The sequence below is a fragment of the Xanthobacter sp. 126 genome (genome assembly GCF_000526175.1).
Classification (GTDB): Bacteria; Pseudomonadota; Alphaproteobacteria; order Rhizobiales; family Xanthobacteraceae; genus Xanthobacter; species Xanthobacter aminoxidans.
Genome location: NZ_JAFO01000001.1, coordinates 3,026,320 through 3,050,646, shown reverse-complemented (window position 1 = coordinate 3,050,646; position 24,327 = coordinate 3,026,320). Strand labels below are relative to the sequence as shown.

General features: G+C 67.0%; 16 protein-coding genes. 9 read left to right on the top strand and 7 right to left on the bottom strand.

The features are described from left to right. Positions 1–8 precede the first annotated feature (8 nt). The 6 genes from XAN126_RS0114520 to XAN126_RS27205 all read left to right on the top strand — a co-directional run bounded on the left by XAN126_RS0114520 (position 9) and on the right by XAN126_RS27205 (position 10,622). Positions 9–332 carry a hypothetical protein gene (locus tag XAN126_RS0114520; protein WP_024279318.1) on the top strand — a complete coding sequence of 108 codons (324 nt, stop codon included), beginning with the start codon at positions 9–11 and terminating at the stop codon, positions 330–332. A gap of 50 nt (positions 333–382) precedes the next feature. Beyond that, entirely contained in the window at positions 383–1,582 is a 1,200-nt protein-coding gene (locus XAN126_RS0114515; protein ID WP_024279317.1) for an aminotransferase, read from the top strand. Between the two features lie 161 nt (positions 1,583–1,743). Then, positions 1,744–2,919: an efflux RND transporter periplasmic adaptor subunit gene (locus XAN126_RS0114510; protein ID WP_024279316.1), complete on the top strand. Its 1,176-nt coding sequence runs from the start codon at positions 1,744–1,746 to the stop codon at positions 2,917–2,919. A gap of 4 nt (positions 2,920–2,923) precedes the next feature. After that, positions 2,924–6,073, top strand: a complete 3,150-nt coding sequence (locus XAN126_RS0114505; RefSeq protein ID WP_024279315.1) for an efflux RND transporter permease subunit — start codon at positions 2,924–2,926, stop codon at positions 6,071–6,073. 197 nt (positions 6,074–6,270) lie between these two features. After that, entirely contained in the window at positions 6,271–8,355 is a 2,085-nt protein-coding gene (locus tag XAN126_RS0114500) for an acyltransferase family protein (protein ID WP_024279314.1), read from the top strand. Between the two features lie 215 nt (positions 8,356–8,570). After that, positions 8,571–10,622 carry an acyltransferase family protein gene (locus XAN126_RS27205; RefSeq protein ID WP_024279313.1) on the top strand — a complete coding sequence of 684 codons (2,052 nt, stop codon included), beginning with the start codon at positions 8,571–8,573 and terminating at the stop codon, positions 10,620–10,622. Positions 10,623–10,656: 34 nt separating this feature from the next. On the opposite strand, the gene XAN126_RS0114490 is transcribed toward XAN126_RS27205, so the two are convergent. From XAN126_RS0114490 to XAN126_RS0114465, 6 genes are all read right to left on the bottom strand, one after another. Then, positions 10,657–10,968, bottom strand: a complete 312-nt coding sequence (locus XAN126_RS0114490; protein WP_024279312.1) for an SCP2 sterol-binding domain-containing protein — start codon at positions 10,966–10,968, stop codon at positions 10,657–10,659. Positions 10,969–11,067: 99 nt separating this feature from the next. Continuing rightward, positions 11,068–12,858 (bottom strand): acyl-CoA dehydrogenase C-terminal domain-containing protein, encoded by a 1,791-nt coding sequence (locus XAN126_RS0114485; protein ID WP_024279311.1) that lies wholly within the window; start codon positions 12,856–12,858, stop codon positions 11,068–11,070. Positions 12,859–12,928: 70 nt separating this feature from the next. Continuing rightward, a complete protein-coding gene (locus XAN126_RS0114480) occupies positions 12,929–13,336 on the bottom strand; it encodes a hypothetical protein (RefSeq protein WP_155982310.1) in 408 nt (135 codons plus the stop codon). A 125-nt stretch (positions 13,337–13,461) separates the two neighbouring features. Further along, on the bottom strand, positions 13,462–15,792 hold the full coding sequence (locus XAN126_RS0114475) for a 3-hydroxyacyl-CoA dehydrogenase/enoyl-CoA hydratase family protein (RefSeq protein WP_024279309.1): 2,331 nt from the start codon (positions 15,790–15,792) through the stop codon (positions 13,462–13,464). Positions 15,793–15,802: 10 nt separating this feature from the next. Beyond that, positions 15,803–16,948, bottom strand: coding sequence for a thiolase family protein (locus XAN126_RS0114470; protein ID WP_024279308.1), 1,146 nt, complete (start codon positions 16,946–16,948; stop codon positions 15,803–15,805). Between the two features lie 210 nt (positions 16,949–17,158). Continuing rightward, a complete protein-coding gene (locus XAN126_RS0114465; protein ID WP_024279307.1) occupies positions 17,159–17,560 on the bottom strand; it encodes a MerR family DNA-binding transcriptional regulator in 402 nt (133 codons plus the stop codon). 400 nt (positions 17,561–17,960) lie between these two features. On the opposite strand from XAN126_RS0114465, the gene XAN126_RS0114460 reads away from it, so the two are divergent. Next, positions 17,961–19,313: an outer membrane protein transport protein gene (locus XAN126_RS0114460; RefSeq protein WP_024279306.1), complete on the top strand. Its 1,353-nt coding sequence runs from the start codon at positions 17,961–17,963 to the stop codon at positions 19,311–19,313. A gap of 186 nt (positions 19,314–19,499) precedes the next feature. Continuing rightward, positions 19,500–21,149 (top strand): long-chain fatty acid--CoA ligase, encoded by a 1,650-nt coding sequence (locus XAN126_RS0114455; protein ID WP_024279305.1) that lies wholly within the window; start codon positions 19,500–19,502, stop codon positions 21,147–21,149. Between the two features lie 30 nt (positions 21,150–21,179). On the opposite strand, the gene XAN126_RS0114450 is transcribed toward XAN126_RS0114455, so the two are convergent. After that, entirely contained in the window at positions 21,180–22,970 is a 1,791-nt protein-coding gene (locus tag XAN126_RS0114450; protein ID WP_024279304.1) for an amidohydrolase, read from the bottom strand. Between the two features lie 284 nt (positions 22,971–23,254). Here XAN126_RS0114450 and XAN126_RS0114445 point away from each other — a divergent pair, with 284 nt between their 5' ends. After that, on the top strand, positions 23,255–24,259 hold the full coding sequence (locus XAN126_RS0114445; protein ID WP_024279303.1) for a 30S ribosomal protein S2: 1,005 nt from the start codon (positions 23,255–23,257) through the stop codon (positions 24,257–24,259). Positions 24,260–24,327 lie beyond the last annotated feature (68 nt).

Here is a 24,327-nt window from a genome sequence, read left to right as displayed (position 1 = left end):
TCCACTGGATGCGACTGTTCATGCGCCGCCGCGGCGAGGCCGGGCCTGCCCTCGATGCCTCGCGGACCCTCGCGGATCTGGTGCGCACCACCCTGTCGCTGGAGGAGGAGGCGACCGTCTCCGTCTCCGAGATTTCCTGCGGTGATCCGGCCTGCGGCGGAGCCGAGACGGTGGTGCTGGTGATGCGCCCCGGTCGCCGCACCGAGGCTGCCAAGGTGCTGATGCCCATGGGGCAGGTGACGCCGGAGGCATTGCTTGCGGCCCTGAAGCCGCTGATGCCGGGCGAGGCGGCGGTCTCAACCGGACTTCCGCAGGAAGACGGAAGGGTCTAAAGGGCGCGGGCCAGACCCTTTGTCCGCTCCCTTTAAATCGCGAATTTCCCATGTCCCACCCGCAATTTACGCCCCGTCCGCTCAATCCCATCTATGCCGGGCTGCCCACCACCATCTTCGAGGTAATGTCCGGGCTCGCCCGCACCCATGAGGCGGTGAACCTCGGCCAGGGCTTCCCGGACGATCCCGGCCCCGAGGACGTGCGCCGCAAGGCGGCCGAGGCGGTGGTGGACGGCTGGAACCAGTATCCGCCCATGATGGGCCTGCCCGAGCTGCGCCGCGCCGCCGCCGCGCACTATCGCCACTGGCAGGGGCTGGAACTCGATCCCGACGCGGAGATCATGGTCACGTCTGGGGCCACCGAGGCGCTGGCCGGCGCTCTCTTCTCGCTCATCGAGCCGGGCGACGAGGTGGTGCTGTTCCAGCCGCTCTATGATGCCTATCTGCCGCTGGTGCAGAGGGCCGGGGGCATCCCCCGCCTCGTGCGGCTGGAGCCGCCCTCCTGGGCCATGACGCCGGAGAAGCTGGACCAGGTGTTCTCCGAGCGCACCAAGCTCGTCCTGTTCAACAATCCCCAGAACCCCACCGGCGTCGTCTACGACCGCGCCCAGATGCAGCTCCTCGCCGACTATTGCGTGCGCTTCAACGCCTATGCGGTGTGCGACGAGGTGTGGGAGCACGTGGTGTTCGACGGCCTTACGTTCAAGCCGCTGATGGCGCTCCCGGGGATGCGCGAGCGCACCGTGAAGATCTCCTCCGCCGGCAAGATCTTCGGCATGACCGGCTGGAAGGTCGGCCTCGTCTTTGCTGCCCCGCATCTCATGAAGGTGCTGTCCAAGGCGCACCAGTTCCTCACCTTCACCACGCCGCCGAACCTGCAGGCGGCGGTGGCCTATGGGCTCGGCAAGCCGGACGATTACTTCACCACCATGCGCGCCGGCCTCCAGCGCTCCCGCGACCGCCTCGCGGCGGGGCTGAAGGGGCTTGGCTTCGAGGTGCTGCCCTCGCGCGGCACCTATTTCCTCTCCATCGACCTCGCCGCCCAGGGAAACGCCCGCGAGCCCAACGCCTTCGACGACGAGGCCTTCTGCCTCGATCTGGTGAAGACCCGGAAGGTCGCGGCGATCCCGGTTTCCGCCTTCTACGCGGAGGATGCGGTGAAGAGCGTGGTGCGCTTCTGCTTCGCCAAGCACGATGCCACCATCGACCGGGCGCTGGCGCATCTGGCCGACCTCACGCGCAAGTTCTGACCCAGGGTCAAGTCAAGCGCGGGCTTGGCTGTTCACGAATGCGTCATTACGCTCTCGTTCATCGCGCAAGGCGTGACAAAAGCTTAATTGGACCAGAGCGCTGAATTGTTGTTGCATCGCGGCGCGAACGGGTCTGACGCTGCGGAGTATCGAGGACGTTCATGCCAGCCGAGAATGCACCGGATAGCGGGAAGAGCGGCGGATCGGCCGGCCGCAAGTTTGTCCTCGCAGTCCTGTTTCTGGCCGTCCTCGGCGGCGGTGCTTGGGTCTGGGACAAGAAGCCGTGGCTCGGCACGGGTGTCCAGAAGGCGGCGCCGCAGCCGCGCGTGATCGCGGTGCTCGCCGGCAAGGCGGAGCGCACCTCCCTGCCGGTGCGGGTCGAGGCGCTGGGCACGGTGGAATCCATGGTCACGGTGCCGGTGCGCTCGCGCGTCGCCGCCGCGGTGGAGAAGGTGGGCTTCGCCGACGGCGCGACCGTGAAGGAGGGCGACCTCCTCTATCAGCTCGATCCGCGGGTGATCGACGCGCAGATCCTCCAGGCCGAGGCGACCCTCAATCGCGACAAGGTTCAGCTGGAAAAGAACCTGCGCGACGTGGAGCGCTATGCGGGCCTCGCCACCCGCAACGCCGTCTCGCAGGTGCAGGTGGACGATGCCCGCACCACCGCCGACGTGCAGAAGGCGACTGTGGCGCAGGACGAGGCCAACCTGACGGCGCTCAAGGTGCAGCGCGGCTATTACGAGATCCGCTCCCCCGCGACCGGCCGCATCGGCGTGTCCTCGGTGCGTCCCGGCACTGTGATCCGGGTGGACGACACGCTGGCGACTGTGCGCCAGCTCGCCCCCATCTATGTCGCCTTCGGCCTGCCCGAGCGCTACATCGCCGGTCTCCGCGCGGCGAAGGATGCCAAGGTATCCTTCACTTTCCAGGGCACGGGAGAGACCGTCTCGGGCGGCACCGTGGCGGTCATCGACAACACCATCGAGCCGCAGACCGGCACCCTTACCGCCCGCGCCATCTTCCCCAATGCCGACGAGCGCCTGTGGCCGGGTGCCCTCGGCGCGGTGACGGTGACGCTGCGCATCGAGGACAACGTGGTAGCGGTGCCGAGCGAGGCGGTGCAGAACGGGCAGGACGGCCCGTTCGTCTTCATCGTGGACGACAGCATCGCCCATGTGCGGCCGGTCACCGTCGCGCGCACGGTGGACGGGCGCACCGTCATTTCGAAGGGGCTCAACGGCGGCGAGACGGTGGTGACGGATGGCCAGCTCTCCCTGCGCGAGGGCGGCCGGGTGAATGTGCGCACCCGCACCGCCGTGCCGGCCACCGGGAGCTGAGCCCATGTTCTCCGAACTGTGCATCCGCCGCCCGGTGATGACGACGCTGCTGATGCTGTCGCTCGTGGTGGCGGGCCTGTTCGCCTATCGCCAGCTTCCCGTCGCAGCCCTGCCGCGGGTGGAATTCCCCACCATCAACATCATCGCCGTCCTGCCCGGCGCGAGCCCGGAAACCATGGCGACCTCGGTGGCAACGCCCATCGAGCGCCAGCTTGCCACCATCGCCGGCATCTCCTCGCTGACGTCCTCGTCTACCCAGGGCTCCACCTCCATCACGGTGCAGTTCGACCTGAACCGCAGCATCGACGCGGCGGCCCTCGACGTGCAGTCCGCCATCTCCGTCGCCCAGCGCGCGCTGCCGGACGAGATGACGACCCCGCCGAGCTTCCGGAAGGTGAATCCGGCCGACGCGCCGGTGATCCTTCTCGCCATCTCCTCGGACACCCTGCCGCTGTCGGCGGTGAACGAATATGCCGACACGCTGATCGGCCAGCAGATCTCCCAGCTGCCCGGCGTGGCGCAGGTGCAGGTCTTCGGCTCGCAGAAATATGCGGTGCGCATCCGCGTCGATCCCGCGGCCGCCGGTGCGCGCAACATCTCGTCCGACGACATCCAGCGCGCGGTGGAGGCGGCGGCCTCCAACACGCCGCTCGGCATCGTCTCCGGGCCAAAGCAGGCGCAGACCATCGACATGGGCACGCCCAAGGCGGACGCCTCCCAGTTCCGGCGGGTGGTGGTGAAGGCGCGCGACGGCTCGGTGGTGCGGCTCGAGGAGATCGCCGTCGTTTCCGACGGCGTGGAGAACGAGCGCGTCGCGAGCTGGTTCAACGAGCGCCGCATGGTGGGGCTGGCCGTGGTCCGCCAGCCGGACGCCAACACCGTTCAGGTGGTGGACGAGGTCCGCGCCCGCCTGCCCCAGTTCCGCGCCCAGCTTCCCGGTTCGGTGAACATCGAGGTACTGAACGATCGCTCGGTCTCCATCCGCGAGGCGGTCGCAGATGTGCAGAAGACCCTGTTCGAGGCCATCGTCCTCGTGGTGCTGGTGATCTTCCTGTTCCTGCGCAACGTGCGCGCGACGATCATCCCCTCGCTGGCACTGCCTTTGTCCATCATCGCCACCTTCGCGGCCATGTGGGGCTTCGGCTATTCCATCAACAACATGACTCTGCTGGCGCTGACGCTCTGTGTCGGCTTCGTGGTGGACGACGCCATCGTCGTGCTGGAGAACATCTATCGCCATGTGGAGGCGGGGGAGAGCCCGTTCCGCGCGGCGCTGCGCGGCTCACGGGAGATCGGCTTCACCATCATCTCCATGACGCTGTCGCTGGTGGCAGTGTTCATCCCCGTGCTGTTCATGGGCGGCGTGGTGGGCCGGGTGTTCCGCGAGTTCGCGGTGACCATCTCGGTGGCCATCCTCGTCTCCGGCTTCGTCTCCCTCACGCTCACGCCCATGCTGTGCGCCCGCGTGATGAAGCCGGTGGACCACTCGAAGAAGCCCGGCTGGTTCTTCCGCGTCACCGAGCGCATGTTCGATGCTTGGCTCAATGCCTACCGCGTGAGCCTCGATTTCGTGCTGAGGCACAAGCCCTTCATGCTGGTGGTGACACTCGTCACCATCGGCCTGTCGGTCTATCTCTACATCGTCATCCCCAAGGGCTTCTTCCCGCAGGAGGACAACGGCTTAATCACCGGCACGGTGGAAGCAGCCACCGACAGCTCGTTCGCCGCCATGGTGGAGCGCCAGACGCAGGTGGCGGACGCGGTGCGCGCCGATCCGGCCGTGGACTACGTTGTCTCCACCGCCGGTGCCACCGGCAGCAGCCGCACGACCAATTCGGGCCGTCTCTTTATCGCCCTGAAGCCCCGGGGGACCGCGCCGGGCGAGCGCACGGGATCGGCCAATGACGTGATCCAGGGGCTGAGGAAGCGGGTCGCGCAGGTGCCCGGCGTCAACGTCTTCTTCCAGGCGGTGCAGAACATCAACGTGGGCGGAGTCGCCTCCAAGAGCCAGTACCAGTACACGCTGCAGAGCCCGGATACCGACACGCTCTACGCCTTCGCCCAGCAGATGGAGCAGCGCCTCGCGACGCTTCCCGGCTTGAGGGACGTGACCTCCGACCTTCAGATCACCAATCCCCAGCTCACCATCGTGCTGGACAAGGACAAGGCGGCGGCCCTCGGCATCACCGAGCAGCAGCTGCGGGATGCGCTCTACACCCAGTTCGGCACCCGCCAGGTCGCGACGCTCTACACGCCCACCAACCAGTTCCCGATCATCGCCGAGGTGCAGCCCATCTTCCAGCGCGACCCGAGCGACCTCGGCCGCGTCTATCTGCGCACCACCTCCGGCAATGTGGTGCCGCTGGAGACGGTCGCGAACATCAAACGCACGGTCGGCCCGCTCTCGGTGCAGCACCAGCAGCAGCAGCCATCCGTCACCATCTCCTTCAACCTCGCGCCGGGCACCTCGCTGGGACAGGCGGTGGAGGAGATCAATGCGGCGGCCGCCGAGGCGCGGGTGCCGGACAGCGTCATCACCGGCTTCCAGGGCACCGCGCAGGTGTTCCAGGATTCGCTCTCCAACCAGCCGCTGCTGATCCTTGCCGCCGTGGTGGTGATCTACATCGTGCTGGGCGTGCTCTATGAGAGCTTCATCCACCCCATCACCATTCTCTCGGGCCTGCCCTCCGCCGGCATCGGCGCGCTGCTGACCCTGATGGCGGCGGGCATGGAGCTGTCGGTGATCGCCATCATCGGCATCATCATGCTGGTGGGCATCGTGAAGAAGAACGCCATCATGATGATCGACGTGGCGCTGGAACGTCGGCGCGCCGGGGCGGCGGCGCAGGACGCCATCCGCGAGGCGGCGCTGCTGCGGTTCCGGCCCATCATGATGACCACGCTCGCCGCCATCTTCGGCGTGCTGCCCATCGCGCTCGGCGCCGGCGCCGGCTCCGAGCTGCGCCAGCCTTTGGGCGTCGCCGTGGTGGGCGGCCTTCTGGTGTCGCAGCTGCTCACGCTCTTCATCACGCCGGTGGTCTACCTCTATCTCGACCGGCTGGACGCCATCGTGCACCACGCCGTTTCCGGGCGGCACGAGGAGAAGGCCCCTCCCGCGCATCCCGTGCCGCCGGAGCGGATGGCGGCGGAGTAGGGGGGCTTCTGCGACCACCACGCGTATGCCCGTAGGTGCTACCTCCAGGTGTTGCACCTGCGCCCCATGACAAAATGATTAAGGAACCGTGACCATTCCTCGCCTTGCGAGGAATTGCCCCAACGTCGCCGCTTTGTTATCCCGCCTGAGGCGAGGTTTGCGCGCGGGCGGCCGCGCGCCATGATCCGGGGGCGGGCATGAATCTGAAGTATCGGCCGGATATCGATGGCTTGCGCGCCGTCGCGGTCGTGGTGGCGCTGCTGTTTCACGCCCACATTCCCCCGTTTCGCGGCGGCTTCATCGGCGTCGATATCTTCTTCGTCCTGTCTGGCTACCTTATTACCTCCATCCTGTATAACGACATGATGAAGGGCGAGTTCTCGCTCGTCGATTTCTACGACCGCCGCATCCGGCGCATCTTCCCGGCGCTGTTCGTCGTGCTGCCGGTGACGACCTTCATTGCGGCTTTCCTGCTGATGCCGCGGCAGATGGTGCTGTTCGCGCAATCCATCGTTCCCTCGGCCCTGTTCTACGCCAACATCCACTTCCAGGGCCTGATGAACTATTTCGGCCCCCAGGCCGACGAGACGCCGCTGCTCCATCTGTGGTCGCTGGCGGTGGAGGAGCAGTATTACATCTTCTTCCCGCTGCTCATGTTCGCCTTCCTCAAGACCGGCGGGCGGGTCGCGCTGGGCCCACGGCGGATGGCGATCCTCGGCTTCCTCATCATCGCCGTCGTCTCCGGCGTCTATGCGGAGCTGAGCGCGCGCACCCAGCCCACCGCCTCCTTCTTCCTGCTGCAGAGCCGCGCCTGGGAACTGCTGGTCGGCGCGCTGCTCGCGCTGGTGCACATGCCGAAGGTGTCGGAGAAGACGGCGAACTGGATCGGCGTGGCGGGGCTCCTCGCCATCGTGGTCCCAGTCTTCGCCTACAGCCACGACATGACCTTCCCGGGCCTCTCCGCCGCGCCCATCGTGTTCGGCACGGCGGCAGTGATCTATGCCGGCACCATCAATCCGGCCGGCTACGCCAACTTCCTGCTTAGCCGTCCGAAGGTGGTCTATGTGGGGCGCATCTCCTACGCGCTCTATCTCTGGCACTGGCCGCTGCTGGTGTTCGGCAAGACCTATATGGGTCGCGCGCTGACCTATTTCGAAGCTGGCGGCATGCTCATCGTCGCCTTCATCTTCGCCTCGCTGTCGCTGAAATACGTGGAGACGCCGCTGCGCCACGCCGGCTCGCTGGGCGGCAAGCGCCGGGGCCGCTTCGCGGCGGGCATCATGGCCATGGCCATGACGCTGGCCGTGGGCGTGCTGTTCGAGCGGCTGGGCGGCGGCTTCTACCCCATCTCCCCGCTGGGCGCGCGCGCCGAGGCTGCCATGGAGGACAGGAGCCCCTTCAGCCGCTCCTGCAACAACTCGCCCAAGGGCTTCAGCGCCGCCGCGCTGAACCCGGCCTCGGCCTGCTCGGTGGGGCCGGGCGCGGCCAAGGGCGAATATGACGTGGTGGTGTGGGGCGATTCCCACGCCGGCGCCTCCTTCATCGGCATCGCCGAGCAGGTGGCTGCCCTCGGCCACACGGCCCGACTCCAGACCATGGCCGGCTGTCCGCCCCTGATCGGCGGACAGGCCCATCGCGACGACATGCCGAGCTGGACCTGCACCGCCTTCAACGCCGAGGTGCTTCAGGAAATCCGCCGCATCAAGCCCAAGGTCGCCGTGCTGGTGGGCCGCTGGGCCATGTGGACCAGCAAGGCCGGCCCCGCCTTCACCCTCACCTCCGACGAGGTGCCGGGCGGCGGCGTGCGATCGCGCGAGGTGAGCCAGAAGGTGTTTGCCCACATGCTGGACCGCACCCTGAAGGAGCTTTCCGACCTCGGCATCCACGTGGTCCTGGTGGGGCAGACGCCGGAATTCGGCCGCTCCCCCGGCCGCTGCGTCGCCGAGAAGGAGTTCTACAACCGCAGCAAGCTTGGCAACTGCCTCGAGCTGCCGAGCGCGGCGGCGGACAAGGTGCTCGGCATCGGCAACGAGATGATCGCCAAGGCGGCGACGAGCTTCCCCAGCACCACCACCTTCCTGCTGTCAGACGTATTCTGCCGCGACGGGACCTGCCGTGCCGGCGACGGCGAGAAGTTCTTCTATGTGGATGCCGACCACCTCTCCGCCACCGGCGCCCACCACATGAGCCAGGACCCGGCGCTACGCGCGGCCCTGCTCAAGGCGCTGGGCGAGGGCGGCAACACCAGCGCCGCGCTCGCCCCGGCGACGGTCAAGGACTGACCGGGGCGACCGGCCGTCCCACCGGTTTCCGCCTACCCCCTGCGGCGGCGCTTTCCCTGAGCTGGAGCGTGGCCGCCCGGAGCGGCGGCGAACGTTGCGTCAGCCCCGGACGGGCGGCGCGGCAGGCTTCCGCGCGATTTGCCCCAGCCGGATTTTGTCGGTAAGCGGTCCTCGCGGGGGCGTGCGCGTCGGGCGCGCCGATCAAGGACACCAGGATGAGTCTGGCCTACCGGTCCGACATCGACGGCCTTCGGGCCATCGCCGTCGGGAGCGTGGTTCTGTTCCATGCACGCATTCCGCCCTTTACCGGGGGCTATATCGGCGTCGACGTCTTCTTCGTCATCTCCGGCTTTCTCATCACGTCCATCCTCCATCAGGAGATGACGGCGGGCACCTATTCGCTGGTGGATTTCTACGACCGCCGCATCCGCCGCATCTTCCCCGCGCTGTTCCTGATGATGGCGGTGACGACGCTGTTCGCCGCGCTCATCCTGATGCCGCGGCAGATGCAGGGCTATGCAGGCACGCTGGTGCCCTCGGCCCTGTTCTTCGCCAACATCCATTTCGAGGGCCTGCTCAACTATTTCGGCCCCGCCGCCGACGAGGTGCCGCTGCTGCACCTATGGTCGCTGGCGGTGGAGGAGCAGTTCTACATCTTCTTCCCGCTCGTCCTGTTCGTGCTGATGAAGCTGGGCGGGCGCAAGCTGGCGGTCGGGGTGCTCGCCCTCATCGCGCTCGGCTCGCTCGCCTATGCCGAGAGCATCGTGGAGAGCGAGCAGTCGGCCGCCTTCTTCCTGCTGCAGAGCCGGGCGTGGGAACTCCTGGCGGGATCGCTCCTCGCCATGGTCACGCTGCCGCGCCTGCCGGAGAAGGCCGCGTCATGGCTCGGCATCGCCGGGGCGCTCGCCATCGTCGTCCCGGTGTTCGCCTTCGGCAAGGAAACCGTCTTCCCCGGCCTGTGGGCCCTGCCGCCGGTGCTGGGCGCGGTGGCGATCATCATGTCCGGCGGCTTCGCGCCGAACGGCGTCGTCGCCCGCGTGCTCAGCCTGAAGGGCATGGTCTATGTGGGCCGCATCTCCTACGCGCTCTATCTGTGGCACTGGCCCATGCTGGTGCTCATCGCGATCTGGAAGGGGCGGCACACCACCTATATCGAATCCGGCATCGTGATCCTGGTGGCCGGCGTCATCTCCGGCCTGTCACTGAAATATGTGGAGGCGCCGCTCCGGCGCGGCAGCGCGCTGGGCGGGCGACGGCTGATGCGCATCGGCGCCGGGGCCTGCGCCATCCTGCTCACGGTGGGTGTCGCCCTGGCGCTCCAGAAGGTCGGCCGGGGCGTGTTCCCCATCTCCCCGCTCGGGGCGGCGGCCGAGGCGGCGGCCGACGACCGCAGCGCCTTCCAGCGCCGGTGCAACAACAACGCGCGCTTCTGGACCCCCGACCAGATGCAGCCCATCGCCCTGTGCGCGACAGGGCCGGGCGCGGCCAAGGGCAGCTACGACGTGCTGGTGTGGGGCGATTCCCATGCGGGCGCGACCTTCCTCGGCCTCGCGGAAGTCGTGGAAAAAATGGGTCTCACCGCGCGGCTCCAGACCATGGCCGGCTGCCCGCCGCTCGTGGGCGGCGTCGCCCGGCAGGAGCACAACAACGGCAACGTCTGCGCCAGCTACGTCAACGCCGTGATGGACGAGATTCGCCGCGTCAAGCCCAAGGTGGTGGTGCTGGTGAGCCGCTGGTCGCTCTGGACGACCCGGGCCGGCAACGGCTTTGCGCTGGTCAGCGACGAGGTTCCGGGCGGCGCCGCCCGCGACCGCGTCTCAAGCGAGCGTGTGTTCGCGCACATGATGGAGCGCACCGTCACCGAACTGCACACGATGGGCCCGCAGGTGATTGTGCTGGGCCAGTCTCCCGAATACAAGCCGGCTCCCGCCGGATGCGTCGCAACCCGTGAGTTCAACCTGACGGGCGGCTCCGAGGCTTGCATGAGCCAGCCGCTCGCCAAGGCGGTCAAGTTCATCGGCCCGGCGAACGAGGTCATCGCGGCCACGGCCAGCCGGCATCCCGGCGTCTCGGCCTTCCGCATGGCGGACATCTTCTGCCGGGATGATCGCTGCACCGCCGGGGAGGGCACGCGCTTCTTCTATGTGGACGGCGACCACCTCTCCGTCACCGGCGCGCGCCATGCCGCCGAGGACAAGGCGCTGCGCCAGACGTTGATGCAGGCGCTCGCCGCCGGCGGGGCGACCACCGCGACGGCGAACGACTGAGGAGAGAATGGGCTGCGGGCCTGCCGGCCCCGGCTCAGTCCTTGTCGAGCAGGCCGGCAAGCTTCAGGGCGACGCCCTGCGAGCCTTCCACCTTCAGCCGGCCGGTGGAGAAGGCCATCATCGGCCCGATGCGGCCGGTGATGAGCTTGTCCAGCGTGTCGGTGGAGAGCTTCAGCACCGCATCCGCCTCGCCCGAGCCCTCGCCCACCTCGACGCTGCCGCCGGTGGCATCGAGCAGGATGGCCTCGCCGGTATCGCTGAGGTCGAAGCGCACCTTGTAGCCCAGCTCGGAGAGGGCTTCGGCGCGATCGCGGATGGCTTCGACGAGGGAGGCGAGATCGGCCATTGGGTCTTCCTGGCAGGCGTCCGTCCCCCGGGCTTCAGAAGCGGGGGGCGGAGGAGAAAGGAAAGCCGCCGCGGCAACATCCGCCGCGGCGCGCGGTATTCAGAACATGGCCTCATCGAGCGCCATCATGGCGCCCTTGCCGGCCTTGATGGAACCCCACAGGGCCGCCACGTCCGGCAGGATACGCTCCATGAAGAAGCGCGCGGTGACGATCTTGGCATCGTAGAAGGCGGCGTCGTCCGGGTTGGAGACGCGCTTCTCGTAGGCCACTTCCGCCATGCGCACCCACATGTAGCCCAGCGCCACGAGCCCGAACAGCCGCAGGTACTGCGTCGCGGCGGCGCCGGCCTCTTCCGGGTCCTTCAGGCCCTTCTCGGCGATGTGCGCAGTGGCGAGCTGGAGCGCGCCGAAGGCCTTGGAGAGGGGGGTGATGAGGGGGCCGAGATTCTCGTCGTCCAGCTTCGCATCCATGTAGTTGAGCACGGGATGGAAGAAGGAGCGCAGGTAGCGGCCCATGTGCGCCGGCAGCTTGCGGCCCACGAGGTCCAGCGCCTGCACGCCGTTGGTGCCCTCGTAGATCATGGCGATGCGGGCGTCGCGCACGTACTGCTCCATGCCGTGATCGCGGATGTAGCCGTGGCCGCCATAGACCTGCATTCCCATGGAGGTGGCCTCGAAGCCAAGATCCGTGAAGAGCGCCTTCACGATGGGCGTCATCAGCGCCGTGAAATCCTCGGCGCGCTTGCGCTCCTCCGGGTCCTCCGCCCTCTCCATGAGATCGAGAGCACGGGCGACCCAGCCGGCGAGCGCCCGGCAGCCCTCGTTGTAGGCGCGCATGGTCATGAGCGTGCGGCGCACGTCCGGATGCACGATGATGGGATCGGCCGGCTTGTCCGGATGCTTGGTACCGGTCAGCGAGCGGCCCTGCAGGCGCTCCTTGGCGTAGACGACCGCCGCCTGATAGGCGGCCTCGCCTAGGCCGAGGCCCTGCGTGCCCACGGAGAGGCGCTCCGAATTCATCATGGCGAACATGGCGCGCATGCCCTTGTGGGGCTCGCCGACGATCCACCCGGTGGCCTCGTCGAACGACATCTGGCAGGTGGACGAGCCGTGGATGCCCATCTTGTGCTCGATGCCGGTGCACAGCACGCCGTTGCGCGGGCCGACCGAGCCGTCGTCCTTCGGCAGGAACTTGGGCACCAGGAACAGGGAGATGCCCTTGATTCCCTTGGGCGCGTCCGGCAGGCGGGCGAGCACGAGGTGGACGATGTTCTCCGTCATGTCCTGCTCGCCGGCGGAGATGAAGATCTTGTTGCCGGTGATCTTGTAGGAGCCGTCCGCCTGCGGTTCGGCCTTGGTGCGCACGAGGCCGAGGTCGGTGCCGCACTGTGGCTCGGTGAGGCACATGGAGCCGGACCACACGCCATCCACCATCTTGGGCAGGAAGCGCTCCTTCAACTCCTCGGAGGCATAGGCCTTCAGCGCCTGATAGGCGCCGTGGGTGAGGCCGGGGCAGATGCCGAAGGCAAGGTTGCCCGAGCAGAGCATCTCCTCCACCAATTTGTTCACGCTCGCCGGCAGGCCCTGTCCGCCGTACTTCGGATCGCAGGCGATGCCGTTCCAGCCGCCCTCGCGGAAGGCGGTGTAGGCTTCCTTGAAGCCCTTGGGCGTGCGCACCACGCCGTTCTCATAGGTGCAGCCCTCAAGATCACCGGACTGGTTGAGCGGGGCGAGCACCTCGGTGACGAACTTGCCCGCCTCCTCCAGCACCGCATCGATGAGATCGGGCGAAAGCTCCTCCAGCCCCTTGAGGGTGCTCAGCTCCGCGCTGCCGTGCAGCTCATGGAGGACGAAGCGCATGTCGCGCAGCGGGGGGGTATAGACCTGCATGGCGTTGGCTCCCGAACTTAATGGATTTCGTTTTCGAATGCCGCTTGCTGCGGCCAAGCCTTGAGGCGAACTATTCGTCAGGGATAGCTTCGGGCGATCCTAAGACTCCGAACAGCATGCCCTTCGGTGGATTGTTCTTGTCCGTGGCTCCGAGGGCTATGGCATTCCCCACCACGTAGCCGACGATGCACGTGCGCGTTTCGGCTTTCCCTGTTTCCGCGAAGATGAGGCAGAGCTTATCCTCGTCGATCGACCATTTTCCCACCCTGACCGTTTTCGGCACGTAGTAGGGAGGGGAGGGCAGGTTGGTCGTTCGAAGGCGGCCGTCCGCAAAGAAATCGTACCAAGACTCCACATGCATCGTGACGAAGGTCCATCGTTTGCCCGAGAAGAGGCGAGTGGCTTCTTCTGGGTCGAACCGATGGGACCGGGCTGCGGGATCAAGCGGCAGCCCAGCCTTGAGCGCCGCATCGATCATAGCGAGCTCTTGCCGAACCTGCTCCGGCGGAAGGCCTGCCGGATTGTCCTGCTGCGCGAGCGCTGGCCCCGAGAGAGCCAGACAGGCGGCGGCGGCATGAGCCCACTGTCGCATTGCTCCGCTCATCAATTCCTCAGCGGCCGACCGGTCTCGAGAATATGCTCGATGCGGTCGAGCGTGGCTTCGGTGCGGATGAGCTTCATGAAGCCCTCCCGCTCCAGCTCCAGCACCCGCGCGGCCGGCACCGGGGCGATGTGGTCCGCGTCCCCGCCGGTGAGCACCTCGGCGAGGGCAGCGGACACCACCTTGTCGTGCCGGGTCGCGAGGCCCTTCTTGGCGAAGCCTTCCACCGCCATGTCCATGGCCGCCTTGCCGGAGGGGCCGGGCAGGAAGAAGTCCACGGGCTTGGGCGGCGCGTATCCTTCCACCATCGCCAAGGCCTTCGCCTTGGCGTCGGCAAGAAGCCGGTCGCGGTTCATGGTGATGCCGTCGCCCTCGCGCAGGAACTTCAACTCCTTCGCCTCGGCGGCGGACTTGGCGACGGTGGCGGTGGAGACGGTCTCGAAGACCTTCGAGGGGGCCGGCATTGGTCCCCTAGGGAATTTCGGGTCGGCCGCCCAGCGCTCCAGCATGGCGGTGCACCCGCCCCATGCCGGCAGAACCCCGACTCCGCATTCGACAAGCCCGATATAGCTCTCGGCATGGGCCTGAACCGCACCGACATGCAGGAGAATCTCGCACCCGCCGCCGAGTGCGAGGCCCGAAGGCGCGGCCACCACCGGGAAGGGCGCGTACTTCACGTCCTGATAGGTCTTCTGCCCCGTGGCCACCAGCTTCTCGACTTCGCCGAAGGCGCCGATGTTGCAGGCAAACAGGGCGAGGCCGAGATTGGCGCCGACGGAGAAGTTCGAGCCTTCGTTATAGATGACGAGTGCCTTGTACTTGTCCTTCACCAGCTTCAGCGCCTTGGCGAGCATCGTGATGATGCCCTCATCCAGCGAATTGCTCTTGGAGGTGAATTCCAGGCACACGACGCCGTCGCCGATATCCCACAGCGCGGCCGAGCCATTCTTGGCCAGCGGCTGAGACTTCAGCTTGATGTCGGCGAGCAGCAGCACACCCTCTGGCCGGACGATGTCGCGGTAGGTGCCATCCAGCGTAAGGTATTGTCGCTGGCCGTTTTCCACCCGGTAGAAGGGTTTGTCGGCGGCGAGCGCCAGCAGCGGCGGCACCTCTTCCCCATCCGCCTTCAGAAGGTCGATCAGGCGCGCCGCGCCAATCTTGTCGATCAGCTCGAACGGACCGGATTTCCAGTTATATCCCAAGCGCATGGCATCATCGATGGAGACGATGTCATCGGCTGCCTCGGGCACCAGCCGCGCGGCATAGGCGAGGGTGCGCACCATCACCGCGCGGGCATAGCGCCCGCCTTCGCCGGGGGCGGAGAGGAGGGCGAAGAGATCCCGGCCGCCGCCGTCCTCCAGCTCCGCCACCTGGGCCTTCGCCTGCGGACGATAGGCGCCGGTGGAGAGGTCGATGGCTTCCTTGAGCTTCTGCCCGCCCTCGCGGTTGAGGCGATAGAAGCCGCCCTTGCCCTTGCGGCCGGTATAGCCGGTCGCGATCATCTTCTCGATCAGCGGCTCGTCGCGAAGCGTTGCGTGGAAAGGGTCCGTGGCCGGAAGCGCCCGCTTCAGAGAGCCCTGCACGTGGGGCATCAGATCGAGGCCCACGAGGTCGATGAGGCCGAACACGCCGGTCTTGGGGAAGCCGAAGGGCCGGCCCATCACCGCGTCCGCATCCTCCACCTTCATGCCCAGCGCGAAGGCTTCGCCCACCGCCAGCTGCAGCCAGTAGGTGCCCAGCCGGTTGGCGATGAAGCCGGGGGTGTCCTTGCACATCACCACCGTCTTGCCGAGCTTCACGTCGGCGAAGCGGGCGACGGCGGCCACCGTGTCGGCATTCGTCTCCGGCCCAGAGACGATCTCCAGCAGCCGCATGTAGCGGGGCGGATTGAAGAAATGAGTGATGAGGAAGTCGCGGCGGAAGCTCTCGGGCAGGCCCGCCGTGAGGTCCGCCAGCGGAATGGTCGAGGTGTTGGACGACACCGCCGAGCCGGGTCGGCGGGCGGCCTCGATCTTCGCGTAGAGCGCCTGCTTGAGGTCGAGCCGCTCGATGATGGCCTCGATGATGAGGTCGCAATCGGCGATGTCGGCGAGGTTGTCCTCGATGTTGCCCGGCTTCACGAGCTTCGCCGCGGCCTTGGACATGAAGGGCGCGGGATCGGCCTTCAGCAGCTTCTCCACCGCCTTTTCGGCGACGGCGTTGCGGTTGGCCGCCCCCTCGGGAACGATGTCGAGGAGCAGCACTTCCACGCCCGCATTGGCCACATGGGCGGCGATGCCGGCACCCATGACGCCGGCGCCGATGACGGCGACCTTCTTGATTTCAAAGGACATCCGGCCCTCCTCAGACGCGCTCGAGGATGGTGGCGATGCCCTGTCCGCCGCCGATGCACTGGGTGGCGAGGGCGTACTTGGCGCCTTCCCGCTTCAGGAGCGAGGCCGCCTTGCCGACGATGCGCGCGCCGGTGGCGCCGAGGGGATGGCCCAGCGCGATGGCCCCGCCGTCGAGGTTCAACACCTCGTCCTTGATGCCGAGCTCCCGCTGGCAGGCGAGGGCCTGGGAGGCGAAGGCCTCGTTCAGCTCCACCACCTCGATCTCGGACACGTCGATGCCGGCACGGGCCAGCGCCTTCTTGGTCGCGGCGACGGGGCCGATGCCCATGATCTCCGGCGCGCAACCCGCCACCGCCACGCTGCGGATGCGGGCGAGGGGAGTAAGGCCGTTCTTCAGCGCGTAGTCCTCGGTGCACACCAGCACGGCGGAGGCGCCGTCGGTGAGGGGAGAGGCCGTGCCGGCCGTTACCGTGCCTTGCTCGTCGAAGGAGGGCTTGAGGGCGGCGAGGGCCTCGGCCGTCGCGTCGCGGCGGATGCAGCCGTCCTGATCCACGGTCTTGTTGACCTTGCCGTTGGCCTTGATGGCGACGATCTCGTCCTTGAAGCGGCCTTCCGCCTCGGCCTTCGTCGCCTTCTGGTGGCTCTTGAGGGCGAAGGCGTCCTGATCGGCGCGGGTGATCTGCCACTTGGCCGCGACGTTCTCGGCGGTCTCGCCCATGCCCATGTAGGCCTGGGGCATGGACTTGTAGAGCGCGGGGTTGGGCATGGGGTTGAAGCCGGTCATGGGCACGCGGCTCATGCTCTCGATGCCGGCGCAGATGAACACCTCGCCCGCGCCGAGCTGGATCTGCCCGGCCGCGTTGTGGACCGATTGCATGGAGGAGCCGCAGAAGCGGTTCAGCGTGACGCCGGCGACGCTCTCCGGGAGCCCCGCGATCATGCCGATGAGGCGCGCGACGTTGAAACCCTGCTCGGCCTCGGGGAAGGCACAGCCGACGATCAGGTCCTCGATGTCCTCCACCTTCACGCCGGTGCGGGCCACGAGATCGGCCACCACCTGGGCTGCGAGATCATCGGGGCGCACGCGCGCCAGCTCACCCTTCCTGGCAAGGGTGAAGGGCGAGCGGGCATAGCCTGCAATCACGACGTTGCGCATCGGCGCGTTCATTGGGATCTCCTGCCTGTCCATTGTTGTCGGCCGCCGCTTTTCGAGCGGCGGGTTTCGATCATTTGCGCCACCGCTTGGCGCGGCGGTTCGGGCGTGATGGGTCGATCCACGCGAATGAAAAATCCGCCCGGGAAAGCCCCACGAAAAACTCGGAATGGCCTGCGCTCGACCCGGCCCCGTGGACCGGCTGGCGTGGGCCTAGCCGGCGGCCTTCTGGTCGCCGGTCTCGCTGGCGAGGGCAGACAGGGCCTGCTCCTCGATATCCTTGAGCTCGATAATGGTTTCCTCGAGGGCGAGGCGCTGGTCCTCCAGCATCTCGAGACGGTCCTGGACCTGCTTCAGCAGCAGGCGAATCTGCTCGCTCTGGCTCGGGTCGAGGTCGTAGAGGTCGAGATAGTCCTTGATCTCGCGCAGCGAGAAGCCGAGGCGCTTGCCGCGCAGGATCAGCGCCATGCGGGCGCGGTCGCGCTTGGTGTAGACGCGCATGGTGCCGGCGCGACGCGGGGTGATGAGCCCCTTGTCCTCGTAGAATCGGATGGTGCGCGGCGTGACCGAGAGGTCCCGCGCCAGCTGCGTGACGGTGAAGAACGTGTCGGTCAAAGCGGACGCGCCGCCACGTTTGCCAGAGGATGCCACCGGTTCACCTATACGTCACCCAGTCGCCCCGAAGATACATGCTTTGACCTTCTCCGCAAGACCCGTTTGGCAGATGACGCGGCGGGGGCGTCTTCACAAGCGGTGAGCCAGGGAGCGCCACAAGCTGGTGGATAGTGTCCCTGCGGCCGGCGAGTTTTCTGGACAGCAGCGCTTCCGTTTCGCCACTGTTGCATCGGCGCAACGCTTGCCGATTTCCCCAACGTCTTGGCCCACTACGTTGCAGGAAGCCGGTTGACGGATCATTCGCGAGCGGCATGCTGGATGACGTATAGGGCACCGATAAAACGTATAGTGCACCGCAGCGTGCCGGGCCCGGAGGAATTCAGCCTAGGAGGGGGTCTTCATGACGATGCACAAGTGGGCCAGGGCCAATCGCGATTGGCCACGCCGCGTGGCTCCGGTGCTTGCCATTTCCGCCGTTGCGATTCCCGCCGTCTTGGCGAGCGGCGCCGCCCATGCCGGCGGATTCGGGCTTCGCGAGCAGAGCTCCTACTATCAGGGCACATCCTTCGCCGGCACGGCGGCCGGCGGCGACGGCCTCGCCGCCATGACCTGGAACCCCGCGGCCATCAGCTTCAATCCGGGGCTGAACGTGGAAGGCAATGTCACCTATATTGCGCCGCACGCCTCCATTGACGTGTTCTCGGCGACTGCGCCCATCACCGGCGCCAGCCTCGGGAATGCCGGCGTCAGCGATATCGTGGACAACGGCACGCTGCCGACCTTCTTCGCCACCTATGCCTGGGACAAGTGGGCGATCGGCTTCGGCTTGACCTCGCCCTTCGGCCTCGTCACCGACGCGCCGTGCAGCTGGTCCGGCCGGTATTACGGCTGCACCAGCAGCATCTTCGACATGAACGCCCAGCTCTCGGTGGCCTACAAGCTCACGGACTGGATGACCATCGGCGGTGGCCTCAACATCAATTACATCAACGCCAAGCTCACCAACGCGCAGTTCGCGGGCTTCGCGCCGCCGTCCAACAATCTCTATGCCCAGATCAACGGCGACGATATCGGCTACGGCATCAATCTCGGCGTGCTGTTCACGCTGGCGCCCGGAACCACGCTCGGCATCGGCTACAAGTCGCAGATCTCGCAGACCCTCAACGGCATGCTGGACGTGTCCGTCGCCAATATCGTGCCCGTCAAGAGCGTCAATGCGACGGCCGGCCTGACGCTGCCCGATCAGATCACCGCCTCGTTCCGCTCCAAGCTCAATGCCCAATGGACTGTGCTCGGCACGGTGGAGTGGACCAATTGGTCGACGGTCCAGGAGCTGACGGTGAAGGCCTTCGGCCTGCCGGTCAGCACGCTCGACCTCCAGTGGAACGACGGCTGGTTCTTCTCCGGCGGCGTCGAGTACCAGTGGGACCCCAAGCTCGCCCTGCGCGCCGGCATTGGCTACGAGCTGACGCCCGTGCCCGATGCCACCCGCTCGCCGCGCCTGCCCGACACCAACCGCTTCTGGCTCTCGGGCGGCTTGACCTACAACTTCACGTCGCAGTTCTCGGCGGACTTCGCCTACACCCACATCTTCGGCGAGACGAGCCCGATCATGCTCACGCCGGCCGATCCGGCCAACGCCCTGCGCGGAACGCTGGTCGGCCAGGTGAGCAACGGCTACGTGGACATCGTCTCGGTGGGCCTGCGCTACAAGTTCGACGCACCGCAGGCGGCGGCCCTCATCACCAAGTAGGGCCTAGCGCGATCCCCGGCGGCGTCCGCGCCGCCGGTTTCCGCTTCAGTCGACCCGGCACAAACCGCCTTTCTGGCGCAATCGCGCGCCAGCATTCTTGAATCACGGCGTTGCTGATCCAACGTCGGAGATGACGCCGCCGGCTTGCCCAAGAAAACAGAAGAGCGCCGGCGCAGGAGGGACATCATGCTCCATCGCACCGATGCGGCGGCCATCGCCATCTCGCCCGTGCCCGAGCTTCTGGAAGGCAGCGTCGCGGCGCATGGCGCGAAGCCGGCCCTGAGCTTCCTCGGCCGCAAGTGGACCTATGCCGAGGTCGGCGCCACGGTGGACAAGGTGGCGGCAGGGCTTCAGGCCATGGGCGTGCGCAAGGGCACCCATGTGGGCCTGTGCCTGCCCAACACGCCCTATTCCGTCATCTTCTTCTTCGCGGTGATGAAGGCCGGCGGCACGGTGGTGAACTTCAGCCCGCTCTATGTGGAGCGCGAGCTGAGGCACCAGATCCGCGATTCCGGTACGACCATCATGGTGGTCCCCGACCTCAAGCTGATCCACTCCCGCGTCCTCGCGGTGGCGCATGAGTCGGGGCTGAAATCCATCGTCGTCTGCCCCATGTCCGGCATCCTGCCGTTTCCCAAGGGGCTGCTCTTCAACCTGCTCAAGCGCAAGGAGAAGGCGGTCTACAGCACCGGCGACGGGGTGCATGTGGACTACGCGTCCCTTCTGAAGCACGGCGAGCGCCCCGAGCCGGTGGAAGTGGACCCGGCCAAGGATCTGGCGGTGCTCCAGTACACGGGCGGCACCACGGGCGTGCCCAAGGGCGCCATGCTCACCCACGCAAACGTGTCGGCAAATGCCCGCCAGCTGGTCCAGCACGCGGAGTGCGAGCGGATCGGGGTGAAAAGGGTGCTGGGCGTGCTGCCCCTGTTCCACGTCTTCGCCATGCAGACGGTGATGCTGATCCCGATTTGCCTCGGTGCCGAGATCATCCTGGTGCCGCGCTTCAACCTCATGTCGCTGCTCGACGACATCGAGCGCGAGAAGCCCACCATGTTCCCCGGCGTGCCGACCATCTATGCCGCCATCAACAATGTGGGGGGCATCGAGAAGCGGGACCTCTCCTCCCTCACGCTCTCCATCTCCGGCGGCGCGCCGCTGCCGCTCGATGTGCGCACGCGATTCCAGGAACTCACCGGCTGCCCGCTGGTGGAAGGCTACGGCCTCTCCGAAAGCTCGCCCGTGGTCAGCGCCAATCCGCCGCTGGGCCTCGTCAAGGATGGGTCGGTGGGCACCGCGCTGCCGGAGACGGTGATCGAGATTCGCGACCTCGCCGATTCAACCTGCATGATGCCGGTCGGTCAGAAAGGCGAGGTGTGCGTGCGCGGTCCGCAGGTGATGGCCGGCTACTGGAATCGCCCGGACGAGACCACCGCGGTCTTCGTGGACGGGGCGCTGCGCACCGGCGATGTCGGCTATCTCGACGAGGACGGCTATCTGTTCCTCGTGGACCGCATCAAGGACGTGATTCTCTGCGGCGGCTACAACGTCTATCCCCGGATGATCGAGGAGGCGCTCTACCTCCATCCGGCGGTGGCCGAGGCCGTGGCCATCGGCATTCCCGACAGCTATCGCGGCCAGGCGCCCAAGGCCTTCGTCACCCTGCGCAAGGACGCGCAGGCGACTCCGGCCGAGCTGATGGAGTTCCTCTCCGCCCAGATTTCCAAGATCGAGATGCCCAAGGCCATCGAGATTCGCGAGAGCCTGCCCAAGAGCGTGGTGGGCAAGCTCTCCAAGAAGGAACTGGTGGAGGAGGAGCGCCAGCGGGCACAGGGCTGACCCCCGCCGGCAGGGGGGAGCCTCGCTCCGTTACCCGAAGATCTTCTCGCCGCCGACCCAGGTCTGCGAGACCTTGATCTTCATGATCTCGTCGGGCGCGACCTTGAACGGATCCTGCTCCAGCACGACCAGATCGGCCTGCTTGCCCACTTCCAGCGTGCCCAAGCGATCGGCCTGGCCGATCTGTGCCGCCGCAGCCGAGGTCACCGCCCGCAGCGCATCCTCCACGGCGATCGCCTGGTCGGGGCCGATGATGGAATTGTCGATGGCGCAGCGCCGCGTCACCGCGGTCTGCACGAGACGCAGGGGCCCGAGGGGCGAGCAGGGCGCGTCTGTGTGCAGGGTGAAGGGCAGGCTCTCCTTCACGCAGGCGCCGGCCGGATCCATGAAGGCGGTGCGCTGCGGGCCGAACAGCTGGTCGCGGTAGGCGGCGCCGTAGAGATAGACGTGGTTCATCAGGAAGCTCGGCTGGACGCCCAGTCTCTTCATGCGCACCACCTGGTCGGGCCGCGCCAGGGTGGCATGCTCGATGCGGTTGATGCCCGTCGACGGATTGGCGCCATAGGCGGCTTCGATGGCATCGAGCGCATTGTCGATGGCGGCATCGCCATTGCAGTGGATCTGCACCGGCCAGCCGGCCGTCTTGATCGCCGCCACCATGGTCTTCAGCTCGGCCGGCGCATAATTGGGCTGGCCCTTCGAATCGCCGCCGAGATAGGGGATCGTCTGCGCGCCGGTCTTGGTCTGGTTGGAGCCGTCGTCCACGATCTTGATGCCGTAGAGCGAGAATCGTGACTCGGGAAACAGCGCCGCCTTGGCGCCGCGGCCGAGGGCCTTGTAGGCATCGCCGGCGGCCATGTTGTCATACATCAGGCTGGCGCTCAGGCGGCCCGTCCCCGAGGCGGTGAGCTTGGTCAGCCCCTCGATCCAGTCCGGCTGGACGGTGCCCGGCTCATGGGTCGCGGTATTGCCGAGCGAGGCGCTCATCTTGAAGAAGTCGGTCATCGCCTTGGCGAAGATCGCCGGCGTGATCTTCGGCAGCGCATGCGTAACGAATTTCAGCAGGGCGCTTTCTTCGTAGATGAGCCCGTTCAGCTTGCCGTCCGCGCCGCGGCCGAAATGCCCCCCGCCCGGCAGCATGCCCACGTCCGCCGGAATGCCGGCGATGCGGAAGGCGGGGGAATTGGCCGCCCCGTCATGCATGTTGATGTACCAGACCAGGATCGGACGATCCTTCGACACGCCGTCCAGCTCGGCTATGGACAGGTCGCCGCCCTGCAGCAGATTGTCGAAATTGTAGGCGAGCAGCCATTGGCCCGCCGGCAGCTTCGCGTCGAGCGCCTTGAGGCCGCCGATCAGGTCGGCGCGGGTCGGATAGCTGGAATAGCCCACATCGGCGAGCAGTTCGGAGAACAGCGCGACGAAGCAGCTGTGCTGGTGCGGATCGATGAAGCCGGGCATGAGCGTGCGCCCGTCCAGATCGACGATCTTCGTGGCGGCGCCCTTCAGCCCGGCGATATCCGCGACGGAGCCGGCCGCGATGATCGCGCCACCCTTGACGGCCACGGCCTCGACCGACTTGGGGCCGGCGGCGGCAAGAGGCAGGATGGTGCCGCCCTGGAAGATCATGTCGGCGCCCCCCGCCACTTGCGCTCGAGCGCCGTCAGACGGCAGGGCGAGCCCGGCTATGCCGGTCACGGCGCCGGCAAGGGTCATGAAGCTGCGGCGCGAGGGACCCTCGCGCCAGGACGCCGGACTGGTGGACCACTCGCTGAAGAGGCCCTTGTTCGTGAAGAGGGTTCCCACGCAGAAGCGGCACATGTTCTTATCCTTGTCCTTGCCAGTTGGCGCGGCCCCCGCCGGGCGCGCCCCGCGCGATCGGCCTCTCCTGTGCTTCACCATCGGGCCGTTCACATCATGGCACGATTCCGGCTCCTGAAGCGCGGTAGCGGGGGGATGCCGGGAGCCGCCACGCTTGCCTGCGGGGCATCCTTCGTGTATGTGCCCGACCCATTCCGCACGCGGACACAGGCCAGATCGGCCATCCGGTGCCATTCGCCATTGGCGAAGGTACGTCCGCGGAGGCTCAACCGGAGAATACCAAAGTGGCTCTTCCCGACTATTCGATGCGTCAGCTCCTCGAAGCTGGCGTGCACTTCGGACATCAGTCCCACCGTTGGAACCCCAAGATGGCTCCGTACATCTTCGGCGTTCGCAACAACATCCACATTCTCGACCTGTCGCAGACCGTGCCGGCGCTTCACCGCGCCCTGCAGGCCGTGTCCGACACCGTGGCCCAGGGCGGTCGCGTGCTGTTCGTCGGCACCAAGCGCCAGGCGCAGGAGCAGGTGGCGGACGCCGCCCGCCGCTCCGCCCAGTATTATGTGAACTCCCGCTGGCTCGGCGGCATGCTCACCAACTGGAAGACCATCTCCAACTCCATCGCCCGGCTGAAGAAGCTGGAGGAGATGCTGGCCGCCCCCGAGGCGTCTTCCGGCTACACCAAGAAGGAGCGCCTGACGCTCTCCCGTGAAAAGGAGAAACTGGACAAGGCGCTCGGCGGCATCCGCGACATGGGCGGCCTCCCGGACCTGCTGTTCGTGATCGACACGAACAAGGAAGACATCGCCGTGAAGGAGGCCCAGCGCCTCGGCATCCCGGTGGCGGCCATCCTCGACACCAATTGCGATCCGGACGGCATCGCCTATCCGGTCCCGGGCAACGATGACGCCGGCCGCGCCATCCAGCTCTATTGCGACCTGATCGCCCGCGCCGCCATCGACGGCATCGGCCGCGGCCACAGCGATCTCGGCTACGACGTGGGCGCCGAAGAGGCTCCGCTCGTCGAGGACCTGCCGGTCGAGACCAGCGTGTGGTCGTCCTTCGAGCCCCTGTCGGGTCCGCGCGGCGTTGCCGACGACCTGAAGAAGCTCACCGGCGTGAGCCCCGAGATCGAGCAGAAGCTCAACGATCTCGGCGTGTTCCACTTCGGCCAGATCGCCGGCCTCGACGCCGTCGATGCGCACCGCATCGGCGAGGAAGTGGGTCTGCCCGGCCGCGTGGACGGCTGGATTGCCCAGGCCAAGGAGATGTCTGCCGAGGTCGAGTGACACCCGTCACCGTCCTTGTCGCAGATCTGAAAACGAATCGAGAGTAATGGGGCGCACCGCGCCCCCAC

Bases quoted from the DNA above. Each gene is read 5' to 3' on its own strand.
- XAN126_RS27205 (WP_024279313.1), top strand. From the start codon at position 8,571: ATGAGTCTGGCCTACCGGTCCGACATCGACGGCCTTCGGGCCATCGCC.
- XAN126_RS0114505 (WP_024279315.1), top strand. From the start codon at position 2,924: ATGTTCTCCGAACTGTGCATCCGCCGCCCGGTGATGACGACGCTGCTG.
- XAN126_RS0114515 (WP_024279317.1), top strand. From the start codon at position 383: ATGTCCCACCCGCAATTTACGCCCCGTCCGCTCAATCCCATCTATGCC.
- XAN126_RS0114485 (WP_024279311.1), bottom strand. From the start codon at position 12,858: ATGCAGGTCTATACCCCCCCGCTGCGCGACATGCGCTTCGTCCTCCAT.
- XAN126_RS0114460 (WP_024279306.1), top strand. From the start codon at position 17,961: ATGACGATGCACAAGTGGGCCAGGGCCAATCGCGATTGGCCACGCCGC.
- XAN126_RS0114510 (WP_024279316.1), top strand. From the start codon at position 1,744: ATGCCAGCCGAGAATGCACCGGATAGCGGGAAGAGCGGCGGATCGGCC.
- XAN126_RS0114490 (WP_024279312.1), bottom strand. From the start codon at position 10,968: ATGGCCGATCTCGCCTCCCTCGTCGAAGCCATCCGCGATCGCGCCGAA.
- XAN126_RS0114470 (WP_024279308.1), bottom strand. From the start codon at position 16,948: ATGCGCAACGTCGTGATTGCAGGCTATGCCCGCTCGCCCTTCACCCTT.
- XAN126_RS0114500 (WP_024279314.1), top strand. From the start codon at position 6,271: ATGAATCTGAAGTATCGGCCGGATATCGATGGCTTGCGCGCCGTCGCG.
- XAN126_RS0114450 (WP_024279304.1), bottom strand. From the start codon at position 22,970: ATGTGCCGCTTCTGCGTGGGAACCCTCTTCACGAACAAGGGCCTCTTC.
- XAN126_RS0114475 (WP_024279309.1), bottom strand. From the start codon at position 15,792: ATGTCCTTTGAAATCAAGAAGGTCGCCGTCATCGGCGCCGGCGTCATG.
- XAN126_RS0114520 (WP_024279318.1), top strand. From the start codon at position 9: ATGCGACTGTTCATGCGCCGCCGCGGCGAGGCCGGGCCTGCCCTCGAT.
- XAN126_RS0114480 (WP_155982310.1), bottom strand. From the start codon at position 13,336: ATGATCGATGCGGCGCTCAAGGCTGGGCTGCCGCTTGATCCCGCAGCC.
- XAN126_RS0114455 (WP_024279305.1), top strand. From the start codon at position 19,500: ATGCTCCATCGCACCGATGCGGCGGCCATCGCCATCTCGCCCGTGCCC.